Source organism: Chryseobacterium sp. sg2396, from assembly GCF_042610505.1.
Taxonomy (GTDB): domain Bacteria; phylum Bacteroidota; class Bacteroidia; order Flavobacteriales; family Weeksellaceae; genus Chryseobacterium.
Map to the genome: position 1 here is coordinate 13,263 of NZ_JBHGAQ010000004.1, position 18,287 is coordinate 31,549.

At 41.0% G+C, this 18,287-nt stretch carries 21 protein-coding genes; 12 read left to right on the forward strand and 9 right to left on the reverse strand.

Annotated elements, in window-relative coordinates:
• Window positions 1–234 precede the first annotated feature (234 nt).
• The 4 genes from ACED20_RS05070 to ACED20_RS05085 all read left to right on the forward strand — a co-directional run bounded on the left by ACED20_RS05070 (window position 235) and on the right by ACED20_RS05085 (window position 2,746).
• On the forward strand, window positions 235–1,164 hold the full coding sequence (locus tag ACED20_RS05070) for a DUF3078 domain-containing protein (protein WP_294199592.1): 930 nt from the start codon (window positions 235–237) through the stop codon (window positions 1,162–1,164).
• Between the two features lie 188 nt (window positions 1,165–1,352).
• Entirely contained in the window at window positions 1,353–1,700 is a 348-nt protein-coding gene (locus tag ACED20_RS05075) for a tRNA-binding protein (protein WP_294220530.1), read from the forward strand.
• An 11-nt stretch (window positions 1,701–1,711) separates the two neighbouring features.
• Complete coding sequence (locus ACED20_RS05080; RefSeq protein ID WP_294220528.1) at window positions 1,712–2,416, forward strand: 3'-5' exonuclease; 705 nt, start codon at window positions 1,712–1,714, stop codon at window positions 2,414–2,416.
• 3 nt (window positions 2,417–2,419) lie between these two features.
• On the forward strand, window positions 2,420–2,746 hold the full coding sequence (locus ACED20_RS05085; protein ID WP_146940630.1) for an SUF system Fe-S cluster assembly protein: 327 nt from the start codon (window positions 2,420–2,422) through the stop codon (window positions 2,744–2,746).
• 476 nt (window positions 2,747–3,222) lie between these two features.
• Here ACED20_RS05085 and ACED20_RS05090 read toward each other — a convergent pair whose 3' ends face one another.
• Both ACED20_RS05090 and ACED20_RS05095 read right to left on the reverse strand, forming a co-directional pair.
• Window positions 3,223–3,624, reverse strand: coding sequence for an OsmC family protein (locus tag ACED20_RS05090; protein ID WP_294236230.1), 402 nt, complete (start codon window positions 3,622–3,624; stop codon window positions 3,223–3,225).
• A gap of 37 nt (window positions 3,625–3,661) precedes the next feature.
• Entirely contained in the window at window positions 3,662–4,510 is an 849-nt protein-coding gene (locus ACED20_RS05095) for a hydroxymethylglutaryl-CoA lyase (RefSeq protein ID WP_294236229.1), read from the reverse strand.
• A gap of 188 nt (window positions 4,511–4,698) precedes the next feature.
• Between ACED20_RS05095 and pepT the strand changes: the two genes are divergently transcribed.
• Window positions 4,699–5,946 carry a peptidase T gene (gene pepT, locus ACED20_RS05100; protein ID WP_294236228.1) on the forward strand — a complete coding sequence of 416 codons (1,248 nt, stop codon included), beginning with the start codon at window positions 4,699–4,701 and terminating at the stop codon, window positions 5,944–5,946.
• Between the two features lie 48 nt (window positions 5,947–5,994).
• On the opposite strand, the gene ACED20_RS05105 is transcribed toward pepT, so the two are convergent.
• Window positions 5,995–6,444 carry a hypothetical protein gene (locus ACED20_RS05105; protein WP_294199585.1) on the reverse strand — a complete coding sequence of 150 codons (450 nt, stop codon included), beginning with the start codon at window positions 6,442–6,444 and terminating at the stop codon, window positions 5,995–5,997.
• Window positions 6,445–6,577: 133 nt separating this feature from the next.
• On the opposite strand from ACED20_RS05105, the gene ACED20_RS05110 reads away from it, so the two are divergent.
• Window positions 6,578–6,865 carry a hypothetical protein gene (locus tag ACED20_RS05110; protein WP_294224012.1) on the forward strand — a complete coding sequence of 96 codons (288 nt, stop codon included), beginning with the start codon at window positions 6,578–6,580 and terminating at the stop codon, window positions 6,863–6,865.
• A gap of 59 nt (window positions 6,866–6,924) precedes the next feature.
• Here ACED20_RS05110 and thiL read toward each other — a convergent pair whose 3' ends face one another.
• Window positions 6,925–7,986 (reverse strand): thiamine-phosphate kinase, encoded by a 1,062-nt coding sequence (gene thiL / locus ACED20_RS05115; protein WP_294199583.1) that lies wholly within the window; start codon window positions 7,984–7,986, stop codon window positions 6,925–6,927.
• Between the two features lie 60 nt (window positions 7,987–8,046).
• On the reverse strand, window positions 8,047–8,541 hold the full coding sequence (locus ACED20_RS05120) for a thioesterase family protein (RefSeq protein ID WP_294231939.1): 495 nt from the start codon (window positions 8,539–8,541) through the stop codon (window positions 8,047–8,049).
• A gap of 312 nt (window positions 8,542–8,853) precedes the next feature.
• On the opposite strand from ACED20_RS05120, the gene ACED20_RS05125 reads away from it, so the two are divergent.
• The 4 genes from ACED20_RS05125 to ACED20_RS05140 all read left to right on the forward strand — a co-directional run bounded on the left by ACED20_RS05125 (window position 8,854) and on the right by ACED20_RS05140 (window position 12,243).
• Window positions 8,854–10,068: an NAD(P)/FAD-dependent oxidoreductase gene (locus tag ACED20_RS05125; protein ID WP_345766806.1), complete on the forward strand. Its 1,215-nt coding sequence runs from the start codon at window positions 8,854–8,856 to the stop codon at window positions 10,066–10,068.
• Between the two features lies 1 nt (window position 10,069).
• A complete protein-coding gene (locus ACED20_RS05130) occupies window positions 10,070–10,477 on the forward strand; it encodes an energy transducer TonB (protein ID WP_294199580.1) in 408 nt (135 codons plus the stop codon).
• A 148-nt stretch (window positions 10,478–10,625) separates the two neighbouring features.
• Window positions 10,626–11,264, forward strand: a complete 639-nt coding sequence (locus ACED20_RS05135) for a DUF2306 domain-containing protein (protein WP_378103690.1) — start codon at window positions 10,626–10,628, stop codon at window positions 11,262–11,264.
• 61 nt (window positions 11,265–11,325) lie between these two features.
• Entirely contained in the window at window positions 11,326–12,243 is a 918-nt protein-coding gene (locus ACED20_RS05140) for a YARHG domain-containing protein (RefSeq protein WP_294265123.1), read from the forward strand.
• Between the two features lie 8 nt (window positions 12,244–12,251).
• Here the strand turns inward: ACED20_RS05140 and ACED20_RS05145 are convergent, their stop codons facing one another.
• A complete protein-coding gene (locus ACED20_RS05145) occupies window positions 12,252–12,638 on the reverse strand; it encodes a DUF2809 domain-containing protein (protein WP_295220740.1) in 387 nt (128 codons plus the stop codon).
• A gap of 141 nt (window positions 12,639–12,779) precedes the next feature.
• On the opposite strand from ACED20_RS05145, the gene ACED20_RS05150 reads away from it, so the two are divergent.
• On the forward strand, window positions 12,780–13,211 hold the full coding sequence (locus ACED20_RS05150) for an energy transducer TonB (RefSeq protein WP_294199572.1): 432 nt from the start codon (window positions 12,780–12,782) through the stop codon (window positions 13,209–13,211).
• Window positions 13,212–13,242: 31 nt separating this feature from the next.
• Here ACED20_RS05150 and mutS read toward each other — a convergent pair whose 3' ends face one another.
• The 3 genes from mutS to ACED20_RS05165 form a co-directional block, all read right to left on the reverse strand.
• On the reverse strand, window positions 13,243–15,834 hold the full coding sequence (gene mutS / locus ACED20_RS05155) for a DNA mismatch repair protein MutS (protein ID WP_378103692.1): 2,592 nt from the start codon (window positions 15,832–15,834) through the stop codon (window positions 13,243–13,245).
• 301 nt (window positions 15,835–16,135) lie between these two features.
• A complete protein-coding gene (locus ACED20_RS05160; protein ID WP_345766808.1) occupies window positions 16,136–17,005 on the reverse strand; it encodes a cupin-like domain-containing protein in 870 nt (289 codons plus the stop codon).
• A gap of 104 nt (window positions 17,006–17,109) precedes the next feature.
• Window positions 17,110–17,274 carry a hypothetical protein gene (locus ACED20_RS05165; protein ID WP_345766809.1) on the reverse strand — a complete coding sequence of 55 codons (165 nt, stop codon included), beginning with the start codon at window positions 17,272–17,274 and terminating at the stop codon, window positions 17,110–17,112.
• Window positions 17,275–17,384: 110 nt separating this feature from the next.
• Between ACED20_RS05165 and ACED20_RS05170 the strand changes: the two genes are divergently transcribed.
• Window positions 17,385–18,266 carry a bestrophin family protein gene (locus tag ACED20_RS05170; protein WP_294237839.1) on the forward strand — a complete coding sequence of 294 codons (882 nt, stop codon included), beginning with the start codon at window positions 17,385–17,387 and terminating at the stop codon, window positions 18,264–18,266.
• Window positions 18,267–18,287: the final 21 nt, after the last annotated feature.

The following is an 18,287-nucleotide window of genomic DNA, read 5'->3' on the forward strand; positions in this document are numbered from 1 at the left end:
TCGGAAAATTTGTCGATGAATCGCCACGACCCGGCTTCATTTCAGCCAAAAAGTAATGATTTTCATCTCTTTCGGGAATCCCGCCCTTGTGTCGTGTCATGAACAGCGTAAGAATTGCCTTAAAAAAATATTAAAATACGGGAATAATCTAAAGACAAAGTCTCAGATTCCTACCCGTAAAATTTATATTTGATATTTTTGTACAGAAATTTTGTAAAATAAAATATTGAAGTCATGAAGAAGTTTTTGTTAATGCTTTCATTTTCTTTAGGAATTTTCGCCGGTGCACAGGTCGTTATCATTGATACGGCTGCCGTTGTAAAGGACACCGTAAAACATTGGTCGGTGGTAGGAAAGCAGTCCGTAATGATCAATCAGGCTGCGTTCTCCAACTGGGTCGGCGGTGGAGCCAATAACGTAGGATGGCTTGCCGCGCTGGACTACAACCTGACGTATGAAAAAGACAAAGACCTTTGGGAAAACATTATCCTCCTGAATTACGGACAGAATGATACGAAAGGGGTGGGCGTCAGAAAAACCCAGGATGTCATCAACATTTCCACCAATTACGGACGGAAGTTCTCCAAAGGCTGGTACCTTTCAGCAGGTGCGGGATTGCTGTCCCAGTTTTCAGCGGGCTATGAAGACGGCAATAATCCGGATGCAAAAAAGATTTCCAATTTCATGGCGCCCGGCTACCTGAACGTCGGGATGGGGATTACCTACCGCCCGAATGACAACATCAACGTGACGCTTCGCCCTAGTAATGCAAGGTGGGCTTTTGTACTGGACAAAGAGTTGCAGCTGGCCGGAAGCTATGGGTTGAAGGCTGACGGGGATTCCTCTATCCTGCAGTATGGTTTCCTGGGAACGGCTTACTATAAAGTGAAGCTGATGGAAAACATTAACGTCACCAATACGGCCTCTATTTTCTCCAACTATCTGGATCACCCGGAAAGGTTGGTCCTGGCTTACGGAATGGTGCTTAATATGAAAGTCAACAAATTCATCTCGTCCAATATTACCGTGGATTTGATGTACGATCACAACCAGATTCAGAAGACACAGCTTAAACAGACCCTCGGCGTAGGTTTTGCCTATACGCTGAATAATGGCGTGAAACGCTCTGACAGGAAAGACAGCCAGTGGTGGATCAAGAAATAAAAAGTATATAAACGATAGATCATAAGCTGTTTCAGGATGGGAACAGCTTTTATTTTTATATTTTTAATACATTTGTTAAAAGCATATTTTCTGATGAATTCAGGCAACCTGTATATTTAAAAAGTATGCATATCAGAAAGCCAAATTTAAATCAGATCTAAAACACGAATATTAAATCACCCGTTGCAATGAGCATAAAACCGGAAATTTCCTGGACCGATTTTGAAAAAATAGACATCCGCTGCGGAACTATTACCGCCGTCCATGATTTTGATAAAGCAAGAAACCCGTCTTATCAGCTGGAAATAGATTTTGGGGATCTGGGTATTAAAAAATCTTCCGCGCAGATCACTTCCCTCTATCGGAAAGAAGAACTTATCGGGCAACAGGTACTGGCTGTGGTTAATTTTCCAAAAAAACAAATCGCCAATTTTTTCAGTGAATGCCTGGTTTTAGGTGTTTACGGTGAGGATAAAAAAGACGTTACCCTTTTAACCCCGTCGTTGCCCGTAAAAAACGGAATGCAGGTTGGCTAAAACACAAAAAAATGATACAGAAAATCCCTTTAGAAAGAATCTTATTCCTTGATATTGAAACCGTTCCGGGCTTCGGGTTATGGGAAGAATTATCAGAAGCAGAACAGATGCTCTGGGATAAGAAGACAAGATTTCAGAGAAAAGAAGAAGTAACAGCAGGAGAATTCTATACGGAAAGAGCCGGGATTATGGCAGAATTCGGGAAAATCATCTGCATTACGATCGGGATGGTAGAGAAAAACGATACCCTGAAGATCAAAAGCTTCGCCGGAGACGATGAAAAGAAGCTGCTGCTGGAATTTGGCGAAATTTTCAACAGCCAGCGGCTCCGTGAGGTAATCCTCTGCGCGCATAACGGAAAGGAGTTCGATTTTCCGTGGATTGCCAGACGCTATCTCATCAACGGAATGATGCCGCCTACCCCCTTCCAGATGTTTGGGAAAAAGCCGTGGGAAATCCCGCATATCGATACGATGGAACTCTGGAAATTCGGAGATTATAAAAGCTTTGTTTCGCTGGAACTGTTGGCCCATGTTTTCGGAATTCCCACCCCAAAAGACGATATCGACGGCTCAATGGTTTCATCAATCTACTACATAGAGAAAGACTTGCAAAGAATAGTGGATTATTGTGAAAAAGATGTCTTAACTTTGGCAAATGTTTTCCGGCGCATGCGTCAGGAGGATTTATTGAAAAGGTACATCAATTTAGATTAAAAAATGAAATTTACAGACGATCAGGTTGCTGACATCGGTGAGGAGATCATCGGTGTCCTGAAAACCGTTTATGACCCGGAAATTCCGGTGGATATTTATGAATTGGGCTTGGTTTATGATGTTCAGATCTCCGATGAAGCAGACGTTAAGATCATTATGACACTAACCACTCCCAACTGCCCGGTGGCGGAAACCCTTCCTCAGGAAGTAAAGGATAAAGTGGCGGAAGTGGAAAATGTTAAAAGTGTGGATCTTGAGCTTACATTTGAGCCAAGCTGGCACAAAGACATGATGAGCGAAGAGGCTAAGTTTGAACTTGGAATGCTTTAAACCGTATTAAAGATAAATAGAGGCTGTCCAAAAAGGGCAGTCTTTTTTATTAACCCTTTTTTTCAGGTTCTTTTTATAATAATGTTACAGGATAGCGCGTGAAATCACCTTTTAATTTGCTCCGTAGGAGCAACATCTGTGTAGACATACATTAGCATCTTGTAATACCTGAACTCCTTTGGAGTTCTATCTTATCACAGCACACCGACGGCGTACTTGCCATTCTATTATTTTTTCTAAACATATATTGCTCCTCTGGAGCATAAAAAATTATTTGTTCATTTTTTACAAAAAAAGAGACTGCCTAAACTTTTAGGACAGCCTTTATTTTTTATACCTTCTTTGCGATTTCTTTTCCTTCCTGCTCCACTCGCCCCACGAGCCGAAATAGATACAAAATAAGGAATCTGCAGGATCTAAATCTAGTGGTATCGCAGGAAATAGAAAACCGCAGAAATTTCTGCGGCCCGATATTTTTATTGATAAATGAAAATCATGGTCTGCACCAGATCCGGATGAAGGCTTTTCGCCACCGGACAATTATGGGCGGTCTTTTCTATAAATGCTTTTTCCTCATCGGAATAGGAATCTGAAAAAACAAAATTACATACAATTTCACCGATCCTCCTAGGCTCCCCTTTCATTATTTTTTGAAGATTGCAGTATGCACCGTCGATATTGATGTTTTTTTCTTTGCCTAAAATCGCAATGGTGGTCAGTGCACATTCGGCTAAAGAGGTTGCACACAGATCCGTAGGGGAAAATTTCTCCCCTTTTCCGTGATTATCCGTCGGAGCATCGCTTTCGATAAGCGTTCCGGATTGTAAGTGTTCTGCCGAACATCTTAAACCTCCGATATAGGTAATTTTTGAAGTCATTGTATTTAATTTTAATTAAAGCTAGGAAAATTTTTGTTTAAAAATGAAAAATATCCTTGGCTTTATTATACGAGCTTTCGAAATTCAGGAGGTTCAGTTTATGATCGGCTTTCTCCACGCTCATGAAATTGATTACCTGCTCGGTCGGCATATTTCCCACCAGGTCGTCTTTTGCCATCGGGCAGCCTCCGATTCCTTTAATCGCACTGTCGAATCTTGTACATCCCTGGTCATAAGCTGCCTTTAATTTTGAATAAGACTCTTCGTACCGGTTATGGAAATGCGCTCCAAAATTGATTCCCGGATATTTTGAAGGAATTTTCTCAAATAACAGCGAGATGGATTCCGGCGTTGCAACACCTGTTGTATCAGATAATAAGACATCTTTAACTCCTATTTCCGAAAACCGCTGTGCCCAGAAATCTACATCCTCCCATTTCCACATTTCGCCGTAAGGATTTCCGAAGGCCATGGAGAAGTAGATATTCAGCTGCCTGTTTTCTTTTCCTACCAGTTCCAGCATTCTGATGATTTCATTAAAAGCTTCTTCCTGGCTTTTATTGGTATTCCGGTGCTGGAACGTTTCGGAAATCGAAAACGGAAAACCGATGATATCCACCGACTGGTGCTTCAAAGCTTTCTCCGCTCCCCGGTAATTGGCAACAATCGCGGAGACTTTTGTATTGGAACGGGACTTGTCGATATTTTCAGCCACTTCGGCAGAATCGGCCATCTGCGGAATGGCTTTGGGAGAAACGAAGCTCAGGCAGTCCAGAACATCAAACCCCACATCCATCAGAGAATTGATATAATCTATTTTTTGATCAGTCGGGATAAATTCTCCCCACCCCTGCATTGCATCACGCGGACATTCAGTAAGAAACATGTTTTACTTTTAGATTTTCTCAAATATAATAAAACTAAACAAGTTCCGGAAAGATCTCGTCAATCACAATACAAACCTGAATTTCAATCATTTACATTAATTATTCAATCTCAGCACCTTATTCTGAAGTACAAATAAGAGATTCTGAGCCTCAAAATTGTTAACTTTACAGGAAATTTATACCAATAATGAGCGCAATAGAATTCAACCCTTTGTGGAAAGAAAAGCTGCTGAACCGTTTTCTGAATTATGTAAAAATATATTCGACCAGTGATGCCGAAAGCGAAACCACCCCATCTACCGAAAGACAGTGGGACATCGCGAGATACATCACGGAAGAACTGAAAACGATCGGCCTTGAAAATGTATCGATTGACGAAAACGGCTATATCATGGGCTACGTGCCTTCCAATCTGGAAAACGACGATAAACCGACCATCGGATTTATCTCCCATTACGATACATCGCCGGATTTCAGCGGGGAAAACGTGAAGCCGCAGGTTTGGGAAAATTATGACGGAAATGATCTGATACTCAATCAGGCCACAGGATTTACGTTATCGCCTTCAAAATTTGAAAGCTTAAAAAAATACATCGGCCAGACGCTAATTACCACCGACGGAAATACGCTTCTTGGAGCGGACGACAAAGCAGGCTGTGCGGAAATTGTTACGGCGGCAGAATATTTAATGGCGCATCCTGAAATCAAGCATGGAATAATTGCCGTAGGCTTTACGCCTGACGAGGAAATCGGAAGAGGAGCGCATAAGTTTGATGTCGCTAAATTCGGGGCAGAATTTGCCTACACCATGGACGGCGGAGAAGTCGGCGAACTGGAATATGAAAATTTCAACGCCGCAGGAGCAGTGGTAAAAATCCACGGATTAAGCGTTCACCCGGGTTATGCGTTCGGAAAAATGGTTAACGCGGCTTTACTGGCTTCTGAATTTGCCCAGATGCTTCCTGCCAATGAAACCCCTGCCACGACGAAAGGTTTTGACGGTTTTTATCATTTAATGGATCTTAATGCGGATATTTCTGAAGCTAAATTGCAATACATCATCCGTGATCACGACGCTGATAAATTTGAGGCAAGAAAGAAATTCATGGAAGAAAAAGTGGCTGAATTTAACAAAAAACACGGCGAAGGAACCGCTGAAATCCAAATTAAAGAGCAGTACAGAAACATGAAGCAACAGTTTGAAGGTAAAATGTACATCGTGGATCTTGCGGCCAAAGCAATGAAAGAAGCAGGAATCGAACCAAAGATCAAAGCCATCCGCGGAGGAACCGACGGAGCGCAGTTATCTTACATGGGACTTCCTTGTCCGAATATTTTTGCGGGAGGAATCAATTTTCACGGACCGTATGAATATGTAGCTTTGGAGAGTATGGAGAAGGCTATGGAAGTGATTCTGAATATTGCGAAGGCTTAAAAAATTCTAACTTATATAATTAATCCGGCTTTGTTGAGCCGGATTTTTTTATTCAAACACAGTCTTTTCCTTTACATAATCTGTATTTCCCGAATATTCAATTACATGTAACTGTGAAATATATTTTGAATGGGTTTTTGTTGACTCAAACTCAATTTCATGTGATTTTGATCTTACAGTTATTGTATCATTATAATCAAGATCGGCTGGTACAGTTGTATAAATTTCTGCAACATCACCAATAATTTTATAAGGATAAATTCCATTTTGTAAACTATCATTAAACATATTCACAGAACTCTCTGTTAATTTTAATTGTATAATCCCAAATCTGTGATTGTTGGATGTTCTCAAATCATTTACATATCCTTTAAACTCAACACTATTATCTAAAATCTTGTCTCTTTTAATTCCTTCATCTGTAGAAATTATGCCCAAAAATAACAACACTACCATGAATAAAATTAGTAAAATGATCATTTTGAATGCTTTTTTCATATTATTTGTATCAGTCACAATACAAATTTATTGCTTATAATCCTTATAAAATCCCTCATTATTAAATTATTCTGAATTTTTATACACTATTGGTTTGATTTTTGTTGAAAAAACGAAAAAAACATTCTCCTAAATGAAAAAGAGATTATATTCAGCAGCATTGATTCTTTTAATTGGAATCGGTATATCTGCACAAAAAACAAATTCTGTAAAGCAAGAGGTAAAAAGAGATGCCAAAAAAGTAGGAACCGCTGTTAAAGACGGCGCAGAATGGACCGGCAAAACCGCAGAAAAAGGTTATGATGCAACCAAAAAGGGTGTTAAAAATGCAGCGAAATGGACCAAAAAAACAGCTAAAAAAGGTGCTGATGCGGTAGACAAATCCTACCAGAATGTAAAAGCAGATATTAAGAAAGATTAATTACTTAAAAAACCACCGCTATTGCAGTGGTTTTTTTAATATCTAAACAATAAGATTATCTATCCTTGCTGATTTCCTAAAAAAGCATCCCAGCCCTGTGCCGTTAGTGCAACCAATTGGTTGGATCCTCTTGCGACCATAAAATTACCGTCCTCTTTGGCAACGGCATGGCCGATGATGGTGAAATCCGGATGGTTTTTAATCTTATCGAAATCATTCGGAGAAATCGTGAACAGCAGTTCGTAATCTTCACCTCCGCTTAATGCCGCCATCACGGGATTTAAATTAAATTCATCCGCCGTAGTAATTGTCAGGTTATCCATCGGGATTTTCTCTTCATACAATCTGAAACCTACTTCCGACTGATCCGAAAGGTGAAGAATTTCCGAAGCCAGGCCATCCGAAACGTCAATCATGGAGGTAGGTTTAATGTCCAGCTGTTCCAGGATGCCTTTCACATCTGTTCTGGCTTCCGGTTTCAGCTGTCTTTCCAGGATATAATCGTAGCCTTCCATTTCCGGCTGCATATTCGGGTCTGCCAAAAATACAGCATGTTCTCTTTCCAGGATCTGAAGTCCCATGTAAGCGCCTCCCAGATCACCGGTAACCACGAGCAGATCATTGGGTTGGACACCGCTTCTCTTCACAATATTTTCCTCGTTTTCAATTCCGACAGCCGTGATGCTCATCACCAGACCAGCGTTGGAACTCGTTGTATCTCCGCCGATTAAGTCGACTTTATACCGCGCGCAGGCCGCCTGTATTCCGGAATAAATTTCTTCCAGCGCTTCCACCGGGAAACGGTTGGATACCGCGAGGGAAACCAGGATTTGTGTCGGCGTGGCATTCATGGCTGCAATGTCACTCAAGTTTACCACAACAGCTTTGTACCCCAAATGTTTCAGCGGAACATATCCAAGATTGAAATGGACGCCTTCCGCCAGTACATCGGTCGTAAGGACTACTTTTTTCCCTTCAGGGTTGATCACCGCTGCATCATCGCCTACGCCAAGCTCAGAAGAATCGTTGGCCAAAGGAAAAAACTGCGTCAGGTGTTTGATCAGTCCGAATTCTCCCAGTTTGGAAATCGGCGTCAGTTCAGGATTTTTATCTTCAAACATATCTTTATTTATAAGTAATGGGTAATGAGTAATTAAACTTTGAACTCAAAACCTTAAATTTTAAACCGTAAATGCTGCCGGATCTATATTCTCCGGTCGGAACGGCAGGTTTTTGAAATCTTCCCGGGTCAGCACAGCCGTTTCCGGGGATTTATATTTGTTCATCGCTTCCACCACATCATCCGGCGGGGTCGTCATTTTCCTCAGCATCATATCGATCCATACCCCGGTAGCTTCTGCGGTTGCACAGTGTTCGCCATCAGGCGTGTAGAATTTGTGGACGAAACGGTAAATCGAGGAGTCCTCGGCGCATCCGTCGATTTCCAGGCTTACGATAACCGTCTGATCGGCATAGATTTCTTTAAAAAAAGAGTATCTTTCATGCAGGATTACCGGTCCGATTCCCCATCGGCTGAGCTGGGTAACCCCCATTTTTTCTTTCGTCATAAAAGCCATTCTCGACTGGGCACAGTACTGCATGTAAGACGAATTGGCCAGATGTTTGTTGGCATCCAGATCACTCCAGCGCACTTCAAAGGTATGGTAGAATATCATTTTAATTTTGTTTTAAATAAGAACTTAAATTTCACCACAAAAGTCTCAAAAGCTTTTAACACATCAGGCACATTAGATTTTAAGCTCCCTGCATTGCGTATATTCAGATCACAGAAGAAGAAAATCAAAGATTTTCAAAACCATAATGCTCTTTTTACTGTGGGAAGACAACTAAAAAAACTTTTATGACTTTTGTGGTTTATCATTTCCCGGTTTTGGCCGAAAATTACATTCTCCAAAATTACTCAAATAAGATGGTTTATAAAAATTGTAGTTTTGCAAAAATAATCTTGAGCATAAGATTAACGAACTATGAAGCGAATTATCATTATCGGAGGTGGTGCTGCCGGATTTTTCTGTGCGGCCAACCTGGACGAAACGAAATATAAAATCATTATCCTTGAGCAGAACTCCGATGTCCTGCAGAAAGTAAAGATTTCCGGCGGCGGCCGGTGCAATGTCACCCACGCTTGTTTTGATCCCCGGGAACTGGTTCAGTTTTATCCCCGGGGAAACAAAGAACTACTCAGTGTTTTCACCAAATTTCAGCCGGGCGATACGATGGATTGGTTTGAGCAGAGAAATGTTGCCCTGAAAATAGAAAACGACAACCGGGTTTTTCCGGAAAGCAATTCTTCACAAAGCATCATCAATGCGATGTTGAATGAGGTTCAAAATAAAAACGTGGAAGTGAAAACCAAATGTTCCGTCAAAGAAATTGAAAAGCTTGATGAGAAATATCTGGTGAAAACAAGCCTGGGGGATTTTGAAGCTGACATTGTGATTTATACGACCGGAAGTTCTCCGAAATCTTTAAAAATGATTGAAAACCTGGGACACAAAATTGTGGATTTGGTCCCTTCTCTTTTCACCTTCAACATCAAAGACGATTTGCTGAAAGATTTGGCCGGAACGAGTTTTGAAATGGCGGAAACCTCTATTCCGAAGCTTAAAACCGAAGAAAGCGGACCACTGCTGATTACCCATTGGGGACTTTCAGGGCCGGCCATTCTGAAAATTTCTGCCTGGGAAGCGATCAATCTGGCGAAAGTGAAATACAATTTCGAAATCGAAGTGAATTTTATCTCTAAAGAAATAGAGAAAGCAGAAAAACTGTTCCAGCAATTCAGGCAATCCAATCCAAAGAAGACCATCGGGCAATCGAAAATTTTTGAGATCACCAACCGTTTCTGGCAGAGAGTTCTGGAAGTTTCAAAAGTCGACCTCAACAAGCAGGTGGCGAATCTTTCCGGAAAAGAAATGCAGACCATCATCAGCAATTTATGTCAGAAGAAATTCCAGGTAACCGGAAAATCCACTTTCAAAGATGAATTTGTCACCGCCGGAGGGGTTGATTTAAAGGAAATTAACTTCAAAAATATGACTTCCAAGATCTTACCCAACTTCTACATCGCCGGGGAAGTATTGAATATCGATGCCGTGACCGGAGGTTTTAATTTTCAGGCCTGCTGGAGTGAAGGCTGGCTGATTGCACAGGATTTGAATAATACTATAAACAAACTATAACATGAAAAAATTAATTGTACTTGTTCTTCTGATTTCTTTTGCAAAGGTTTTTGCTCAGGAAAATGCCATGCCAAATAAAGAAATTGTTTCTTCAAATAATAATATTTATGAAGAAGTTGATAAAATGCCGGAATATCCCGGAGGACTCAATCTTTTCAGAAAAAATTTTTCGCAGAATTTTGATATAAGCAAAATTAATGGTTCAGGTACTATGAAATCTGAAGTGCAGTTTGTAATTTCTAAAGAAGGAATGATTACAGACATCACAGTAACTGGGAATAACAGATCCATGAATAAAGAAATGGAACGCACCATAAAAGCATTGTCTATCACCAGGTGGAAACCGGCTGAAATAAAAGGTTATCCTGTAAAGTATAAATTCAGACTCCCAATGACGATGAATTTATAGATTACCTGAATATTTTCAGCTAGATTCTTTTTTTACCGGCGATAATTTAAACACAAATCACACAAATATCTTCACTAATAACACCCTATGATTTGTGAATATTTGTAAGAAAATTTGCGATATTCGTGGTTAAAAAACCGCAGATTCCATGCTTTCAGTCAAAAGAAATACATTCAATGCTTTAAAAATCCTTCTCATTCTGGGGTTCGGGTATTTCTTTTGGTTGATGCTGAATATCACATTGGAATACATTCCGCTGAGACCGGATGCCAGTTTCCTGATGATCAAACAGACGGAAGTTACCGACCGGCCAGAGTATCTTTGGTTTTTCTACACCCATGTCTACACCAGTATTTTCGTATTGTTCAGCGGGTTTTTAGCCATTCTTAGAAAAGATTTCGGGATAAAAAATTTTCACAGGAACGCCGGCAAGATTTATATTTTCCTGATCCTGATATTAGCTGCTCCCTCAGGAATTTATATGGGAATTTTTGCCAATGGCGGACTGTATTCCAAAATTTCATTTGTCCTTTTGGGTGACCTCTGGTGGTTTTCGACCTTTAAAGCATATCTGTTAGCCAGAAAGAAAATATTTGCAGCCCATAAACAATGGATGTGGCGGAGTTTTGCCTTTGCCCTTTCAGCCATCACCCTGAGAATGTGGAAGGTGATTCTTATTTATTTATTTCATCCGGATCCGATGGAGGTTTACCAAATCATTGCCTGGCTCGGCTGGATTCCTAATATATTCCTTGTCGAATATCTGATTTCAAAAAAATGCCTGTAGCCTTTTCTCATTTCTTTTATTTCACGATCTTTAGTTCCATTAAAATCACATTGAATCACTTATGAAAAATTTAAAATTGACATCCGCTTTCCTGCTCGTTTTGGCTTTAGCAAGCTGTAAAAAAGAATCTAAAGCAACCGATTCAGCCCAAAATAATCCTTCTGCCCAAAAGGACACCGCCGTCGCCCCGGAAATCCATAAAGAATATTACGGCATTTACATGGGCAATTTTGCCGGGAAAGAAATGATCACCCCTGAAATCGGAGAAGAATATGAAGGTGATGTGTATAAAAAGCTTTCCCTGAAAATCAACCGGATTACCAAAGACAGTGTTTACGGGCAGAGCATAGTCAATGGTAATCAGCGCCCTTTCCGTGGTATCTTCAACGAAACCGCAAAATCTTTTATCCTGGACGAACCGGGAACTGATAAAAGTGACGGAAGATTCGAGGTAAAACTCAGTAAAGACAGTCTTACCGGAAAGTGGAACGCCTTCAATACCTCAGCCGTAAAATCACCACACAAAATACTGAAGCTGGCGAAAAAAGAGTTTGCCTATAATCCGAATTTTATGCTCAGTGAAAACAGTGATCTGATCGACTGGGAAAATCCGAAAGATTTTACCGAAAAATATACCGACGAAGAAACCGGAAAAACGGAAACCTATATGGCTTCCAAGAACAGGATTGCCTCTGATGCTGTATTTAAAATCAATGCCTCCAAGCAAAAACTTACGGAGAACGATCTTAAAAAGCTGAGAAAGCTTGATCTGGAAATCATTAAAAATGCTGTCTTCGCAAGACATGGCTACGCCTTCAAAAAACAAACTTACCGGAATTTCTTTGAGCAGACCGACTGGTACATCCCGGTTTCAAACAATGTCGATAAAGACCTGACTCCTATAGAAAAGGAAAATGTAGCTTTACTGAACCGCTTCATCAAATACGCGGAAGATAAATACGACAGTTTCGGGCGGTAATTATGATTTTATTTTCCTGTAAATTTCACAAAGATAAAAAGCATAAAGCATCCAACGGCGTAACAGAGCATATCGATCCAGGAGAATGAATTCCCTACTACGATGTACATGATACTTCCGGGTTGAAAGCCCAGCTTTTCTGCAATATTGAAATGCTGTGCAAATTCTACCATGAAAGAAAAGATGAGAATACCGGAAATCAGTTTTACATCACGCTGAGTGTTGAAAAAGCTTTTAATAAAAGTGTAAAGCAGCATCACGACAACGACGTCGCCCAGATACGCTCTGATGAAGAAAATATCTTTAAAGACAGTGGCGATCAGAACTTCGGAGAGAAATATAAGAACAGTAGCCAGGAAATATTTGTAATGAAACTGAAATACAGATTTTTTCACATGCAGTGTGTATGATTTGTTTTCTGCAAAAGTAAATATATAACACAATAAAAATATAATTTGGGGGAAACAAATAATGAAAAGCACGCGAAAAAGCCCGGCTTTATTTTTGCTGTTCTAAAAATATTTATTTTTGTAGCTATGAAGAAGTTCCTATTTTTTGTAAGCTTGTTTATAAACATTTCTTTACTTGCACAAACGCAATACAACACCGTCAGAGAGCTGCCGGATTACACTGTTCTCAAAACAAAAATGAAGCTGGATGATGCCGTTATCAAAGCAGATACGCCCGCTGAATTTCCGGGCGGCATGAAAAATTTCAAAAAGGAATTTGCCGATAAGATGGACGTTATCGACGTAAAATCCAAGAAAATCGATACCCGCGTTTATTTTATCGTGGAAAAAACAGGATACGTACGGTACGTAACGGCTCTGGGAAGCGATAAAAACCATTCCCATGCCGCCGAAGTGGCCGTAAGAAGGCTTTTCGTAAAGTGGAAGCCGGCTATGATTAATGGACAGCCGGTACGATATCTGCTCTATTTTCCGCTAACATTGAAAAAGTATGATTGAAAGCAAGTCCTGGAAATTCCGGGACTTATATTTATCCTCCGATCATCTTTTTAATTGAATTCAGTTTCATTAGAGCTTCAATTGGCGTTAAAGTATTGATGTCTATTTTCGTCAGTTCTTCCCGAATATTTTCCAACACAGGATCATCCAGCTGAAAGAAAGAGAGCTGCAGGTTTTCTTCCGTTACCCTTTTGATCTTTTCTGACGAACCTCCTCCCTGCGTCCGGCTGGCTTCCAGCGTTTTCAGGATTTCATTGGCACGGTTTACCACCTTTGCAGGCATCCCGGCCAGCTTGGCCACATGAATCCCGAAACTATGCTCGCTTCCGCCCGGCACCAGCTTCCTTAAAAAGATAATGTTCCCTTTGTTCTCCTGAATGGAAACATGGAAGTTTTTTACCCGCTCGAAATTTATCGTCATTTCATTAAGTTCATGGTAATGCGTGGCAAATAGTGTTTTGGCCTGCGTCGGATGCTGGTGAAGGTATTCTGCAATCGCCCACGCGATCGAAACTCCGTCATAGGTGGAAGTTCCGCGGCCTATTTCATCCAGCAGGATCAGGCTTCGTTCGGAAATATTATTCAGAATATTGGCGGCTTCGTTCATTTCCACCATGAAAGTCGATTCTCCGGCAGAAATATTATCCGTGGCCCCTACCCTGGTAAAAATTTTATCTAAAATCCCGATTTCCGCATGCTTGGCCGGCACAAAGCTTCCGATCTGAGCCATTAAGCAGACGATTGCGGTCTGTCGTAGGATCGCCGATTTACCCGCCATGTTCGGTCCGGTAACCATAATGATCTGCTGAGAATCTTTATCGAGGAAAAGATCATTCGGAATATATTTTTCTCCTAACGGCAAGGCATTTTCGATAATCGGATGCCTTGCTTCTTTTAAATCGATGGCAAAAGTTTCCGTTAAAACAGGCTTCGTATAACTCTCCGAAACAGCAAGTTCGGACAAACCGACTGCCACGTCCAGCTGCGCGATAATATTTGAGTTTTCCTGAATATGATCGATGTAAATCATTGTTTCACTGCACACCTTACGGTACAGTTCGTTTTCCAGGACTCCTATTTTCTCTTCGGCACCGAGGATCTGGTTTTCGTATTCTTTCAGCTCTTCGGTAATGTAGCGTTCGGCGTTCACCAGCGTCTGTTTTCTCAGCCAGTCAGCCGGAACTTTATCTTTGTGGGTATTCCTTACTTCAATATAATAGCCGAAGACGTTGTTGAAATCTATTTTCAGGCTTGAAATTCCCGTTCTTTCGATTTCTCTTTGGCACATTTCATCCAGGAAGCCTCTTCCTTTGGACTGCAGGCCTCTCAACGTATCGAGTTCCTCCGAAATCCCATTTTTAATTACATTTCCTTTTGACAGATTCACCGGCAGCTCGTCGTTCAGGTGGTTCTGAAGGCATTTGATCAGTTCGTCCTGATCATATAGGGGATCCAGCCAGGCCAATACATCGGCATGCGGATGAAGCAGGGCTTTGATTTTATGAATATTAATCAGGCTTTGGCGAAGGTAGCCCAGCTCTTTGGGACATATTTTTTCCGCTGCCAGTTTCCCCATCAGCCGGTCCAGATCCGAAATGGATTTGAGCAATTGGGAAATTTCATATTTAAGCTGATCATTTTCATTTAAAAAGTCAATTAAAGAAAGCCGCCTGTTGATTTCACCGACTGATTTCAGTGGTAAAATAATTCTCCGTCTCAACAGCCTTCCACCCATCGGTGTTGACGTCTTATCGATGATGTCCAGCAAGGATTTTCCCTGCGGATGGCTGGGATATACGATTTCGAGGTTCCTCAGCGTAAAATGGTCCATCATCAGGAAATCCTCCTGCGGAATAACCTGGATTTTGGTAATGTGTGATAATAAATTATGATGCGTATCTTCTACGAGATAAGCAAAAATAGCACCTGCTGCCGTAATTGCCAGCTGCTGTCCTTCTACCCCAAACCCTTTTAAAGAATTGGTTTTAAAATGGTTCGTCAGTTTTTCATAGGCAAAATTATACTGATAGGCCCAGTCTTCCAGCTTGAAAGCACTTCTTTTTTTAAGCTGTTCCGGGATCTGAACACTTCGCTGGTAAATGATTTCACTCGGATCGAAAGTATTGACAATGTGGATCAGCTTTTCCAGGTTTCCCTCGCTTACCAGAAATTCCCCGGTAGAAATATCCACCAGGGAAATCCCGTATTTCTCTTTTTCTTTATGCAGCGAAAGCAGGAAATTATTCTTTTTGGAATTCAGCACCTGGTCGTTGAAAGTTACACCAGGCGTCACCAGTTCCGTAACCCCTCTTTTTACGATTCCCTTTACCATTTTCGGGTCTTCCAGCTGGTCGCAGATGGCCACCCGCATTCCGGCCCGTACCAGCTTCGGAAGATAAGAATCCACGGAGTGATGCGGAAATCCGGCCAGCTCGATATGGCCTTCGCCATTGGCCCTTTTGGTAAGGACAATTCCCAAGATCTGGGACGTCCGCACGGCATCCTGCCCGAAAGTTTCATAAAAATCCCCGACCCGGAATAGCAGAAGTGCATCAGGATATTTCGCCTTGATGGTGTTGTACTGGGTCATTAACGGGGTTTCTTTTTTCGCTGCCTTTGCCATTAAAATCTTTTCTTGAATTAGGACGGTAAAAATAGGAAATAAAATAGTAGAAGTAAAGTTTTTGAAAAGCTATATATTTGTTTTACTTAAACGCAAAGCCCACAAAGATTTTATGACTACTAACTGTTTTTAAGTTCACAAAGCCGTTTCACTTAACAAAGATCACAAACTTTCTTATTCTGCGAAAAAATTCAGTTGTCTAATTTGGTCACAAGAAATATTTTTTTCTTTCAGCCAACATTTCACCAAATCTAAATTCATACCTGATATTCAGACATTTGTATTAAAAAACTTAAAAAGTTTAGTTATTTAAATTCAGTAAAGCCTTCGAACTCTTTTCACAGGCCCATTTCTGTTTGTAATTAACCCATTTTGCTTTGAATAGTTTCCGCATCAGCTTGTCGGTATACCGCATGATGAAAACATGGTACAGCATATTGGCGAAAACGGCAGGTTTGTTGGGCAATGCCCGCAGCGACATGGAGAATCCCGGTTCCAGATAGCGGTTGAAATGCCAGAATGCCCCGGGAATAAAAAGTGCATCGCCGTGTTCCATAAAGATTTCAAAACCTTTGGCGTGCTTCAGGGCCGGAAATTTTTCGTAATCGGGATTTTCGTAATCCAGGTCATAAACGGTATGTACCGACAACGGAACTTTATACAGGAAAGCCGATTGTTTCTGATCAAATAATAAGATTCTCTTCTTCCCTTCAAAATGAATATGCAGAAAATCCCCCAGGTCCACATCATAATGCATCAGCACATGGGCTTCGCTTCCGCCGAAAAATAAGGTCGGAAGGCGTTTGAAAAATTTCATTCCCAGATCCGGGTAGGTAAAGTTTTTCAGCAGTTCCGGGAGCCGGTCGGTAATGATATAAAAGAAAATCCTAAGATCGGAAGGTTTACTTTTTATCGTATCGATATATTCCTTCATTTTCATGTGGGTCACGGGAGCGTCGGAGCTTTTGCCGGCATCCGCAGGTTTGTTGTCGTACAGCGGAACTTCCTGTTCGCCCGCTTTTTCCCTGATATAATCGAGATTCCATAGATCAAAAGCTTCCCAGCGGCTCGCAAAATTTTTGATCAGGAGGGGCTTCTGTTTTTTAAAATAATTTTTCTGAAAATCCTCTTTACTGATATCGGTAACAGCATCTACGTTCTCAAGAATCATTTTGTGTGGTATTTAGTGAGACTAAAAATAGCACTTTTTTGAAATCCTGGAAAATTTTAAAGTTAATAATCAGTTATCATTTTCCATCAGCCTCCTGTAATCTTCTACCTTATAAAATAAATCAACAGCGAGACCAAGCCTCCTAATATAATTACGGCACAGCCATTTGGACTTTTTACTTTCCTTTTTCCGCGTCCGAAGGCATTTACATAATGCCCGCTTACCCACGTTCCGTCTTTCTTAAAATGTCCTTTTCTGTAATATCCCATTTTTGATAATTTTTATGACAAATAACCATCAGCTTAGCCGGGAAAAATTACGGCTTCCCGTAAAGCAGGGATAAAATGAAAAATTTATATTTGTAGGACCAACCTTATCTATGAGAGTTTACAACACCAAACATTTTCTGAAAATCCTTTTCAGCCTGCATAAAAGCGATACATTGAAGATCCTGTTTCCGAGCATGATCCTGGTCGGACTGTATTCCTGGGGCGTGGAATACCTTGAGCTCGAATATTTCCGGCTTAACTCGAAATCCGGCATCAGCAATGTCGGACTGATTCATTCTTTACTTGGATTCGTGCTTTCTTTATTACTGGTTTTCAGAACCAATACGGCGTATGACCGCTGGTGGGAAGGACGGAAACTCTGGGGAAAACTGGTGAACGATACCCGGAACTTTGCGATAAAAACCAGCATGATTTTAGGAAACGACCGACAAAATACCGAACAGATCAGCCGTTACCTGAAATTCTTTCCGCACCTTCTGGCCAAGCACCTGTCGAAAGAATCGACCCGCCTGGCTTTGGATGAGGATTACTCGGAAATAGAAAAGGAACTGAAGAGCCACGGGCCGAGCGAATTGGTGATCCTGATGAGCCGGCAGCTGAACCAACTGAAAAAAGAAGGAAAAATCTCCGATGTGGAAATGCTGTATCTCGACACCCAGCTTTCCGGATTCCTGGATGTTTGCGGCGGCTGTGAAAGGATCAAGAACACACCGATTCCCTATTCCTATTCTTCTTTCATCAAGAAGTTTATCATCCTGTATGTTCTAGCCTTGCCCATTGCCTATGTGATCAATATCGGGAATTACATTATTCCTTTAACCGTTTTTATTTATTACGTACTGATGAGTCTTGAGCTGATTGCCGAGGAAATCGAAGACCCCTTCAATAATGATGAAAACGATATCCCGATGGAGACTATTGCCCAGAATATCGAGAAAAATGTGCATCAGATTATGGAATCTCAAAAATAATAAATCCGTTTCCGGCTGGAA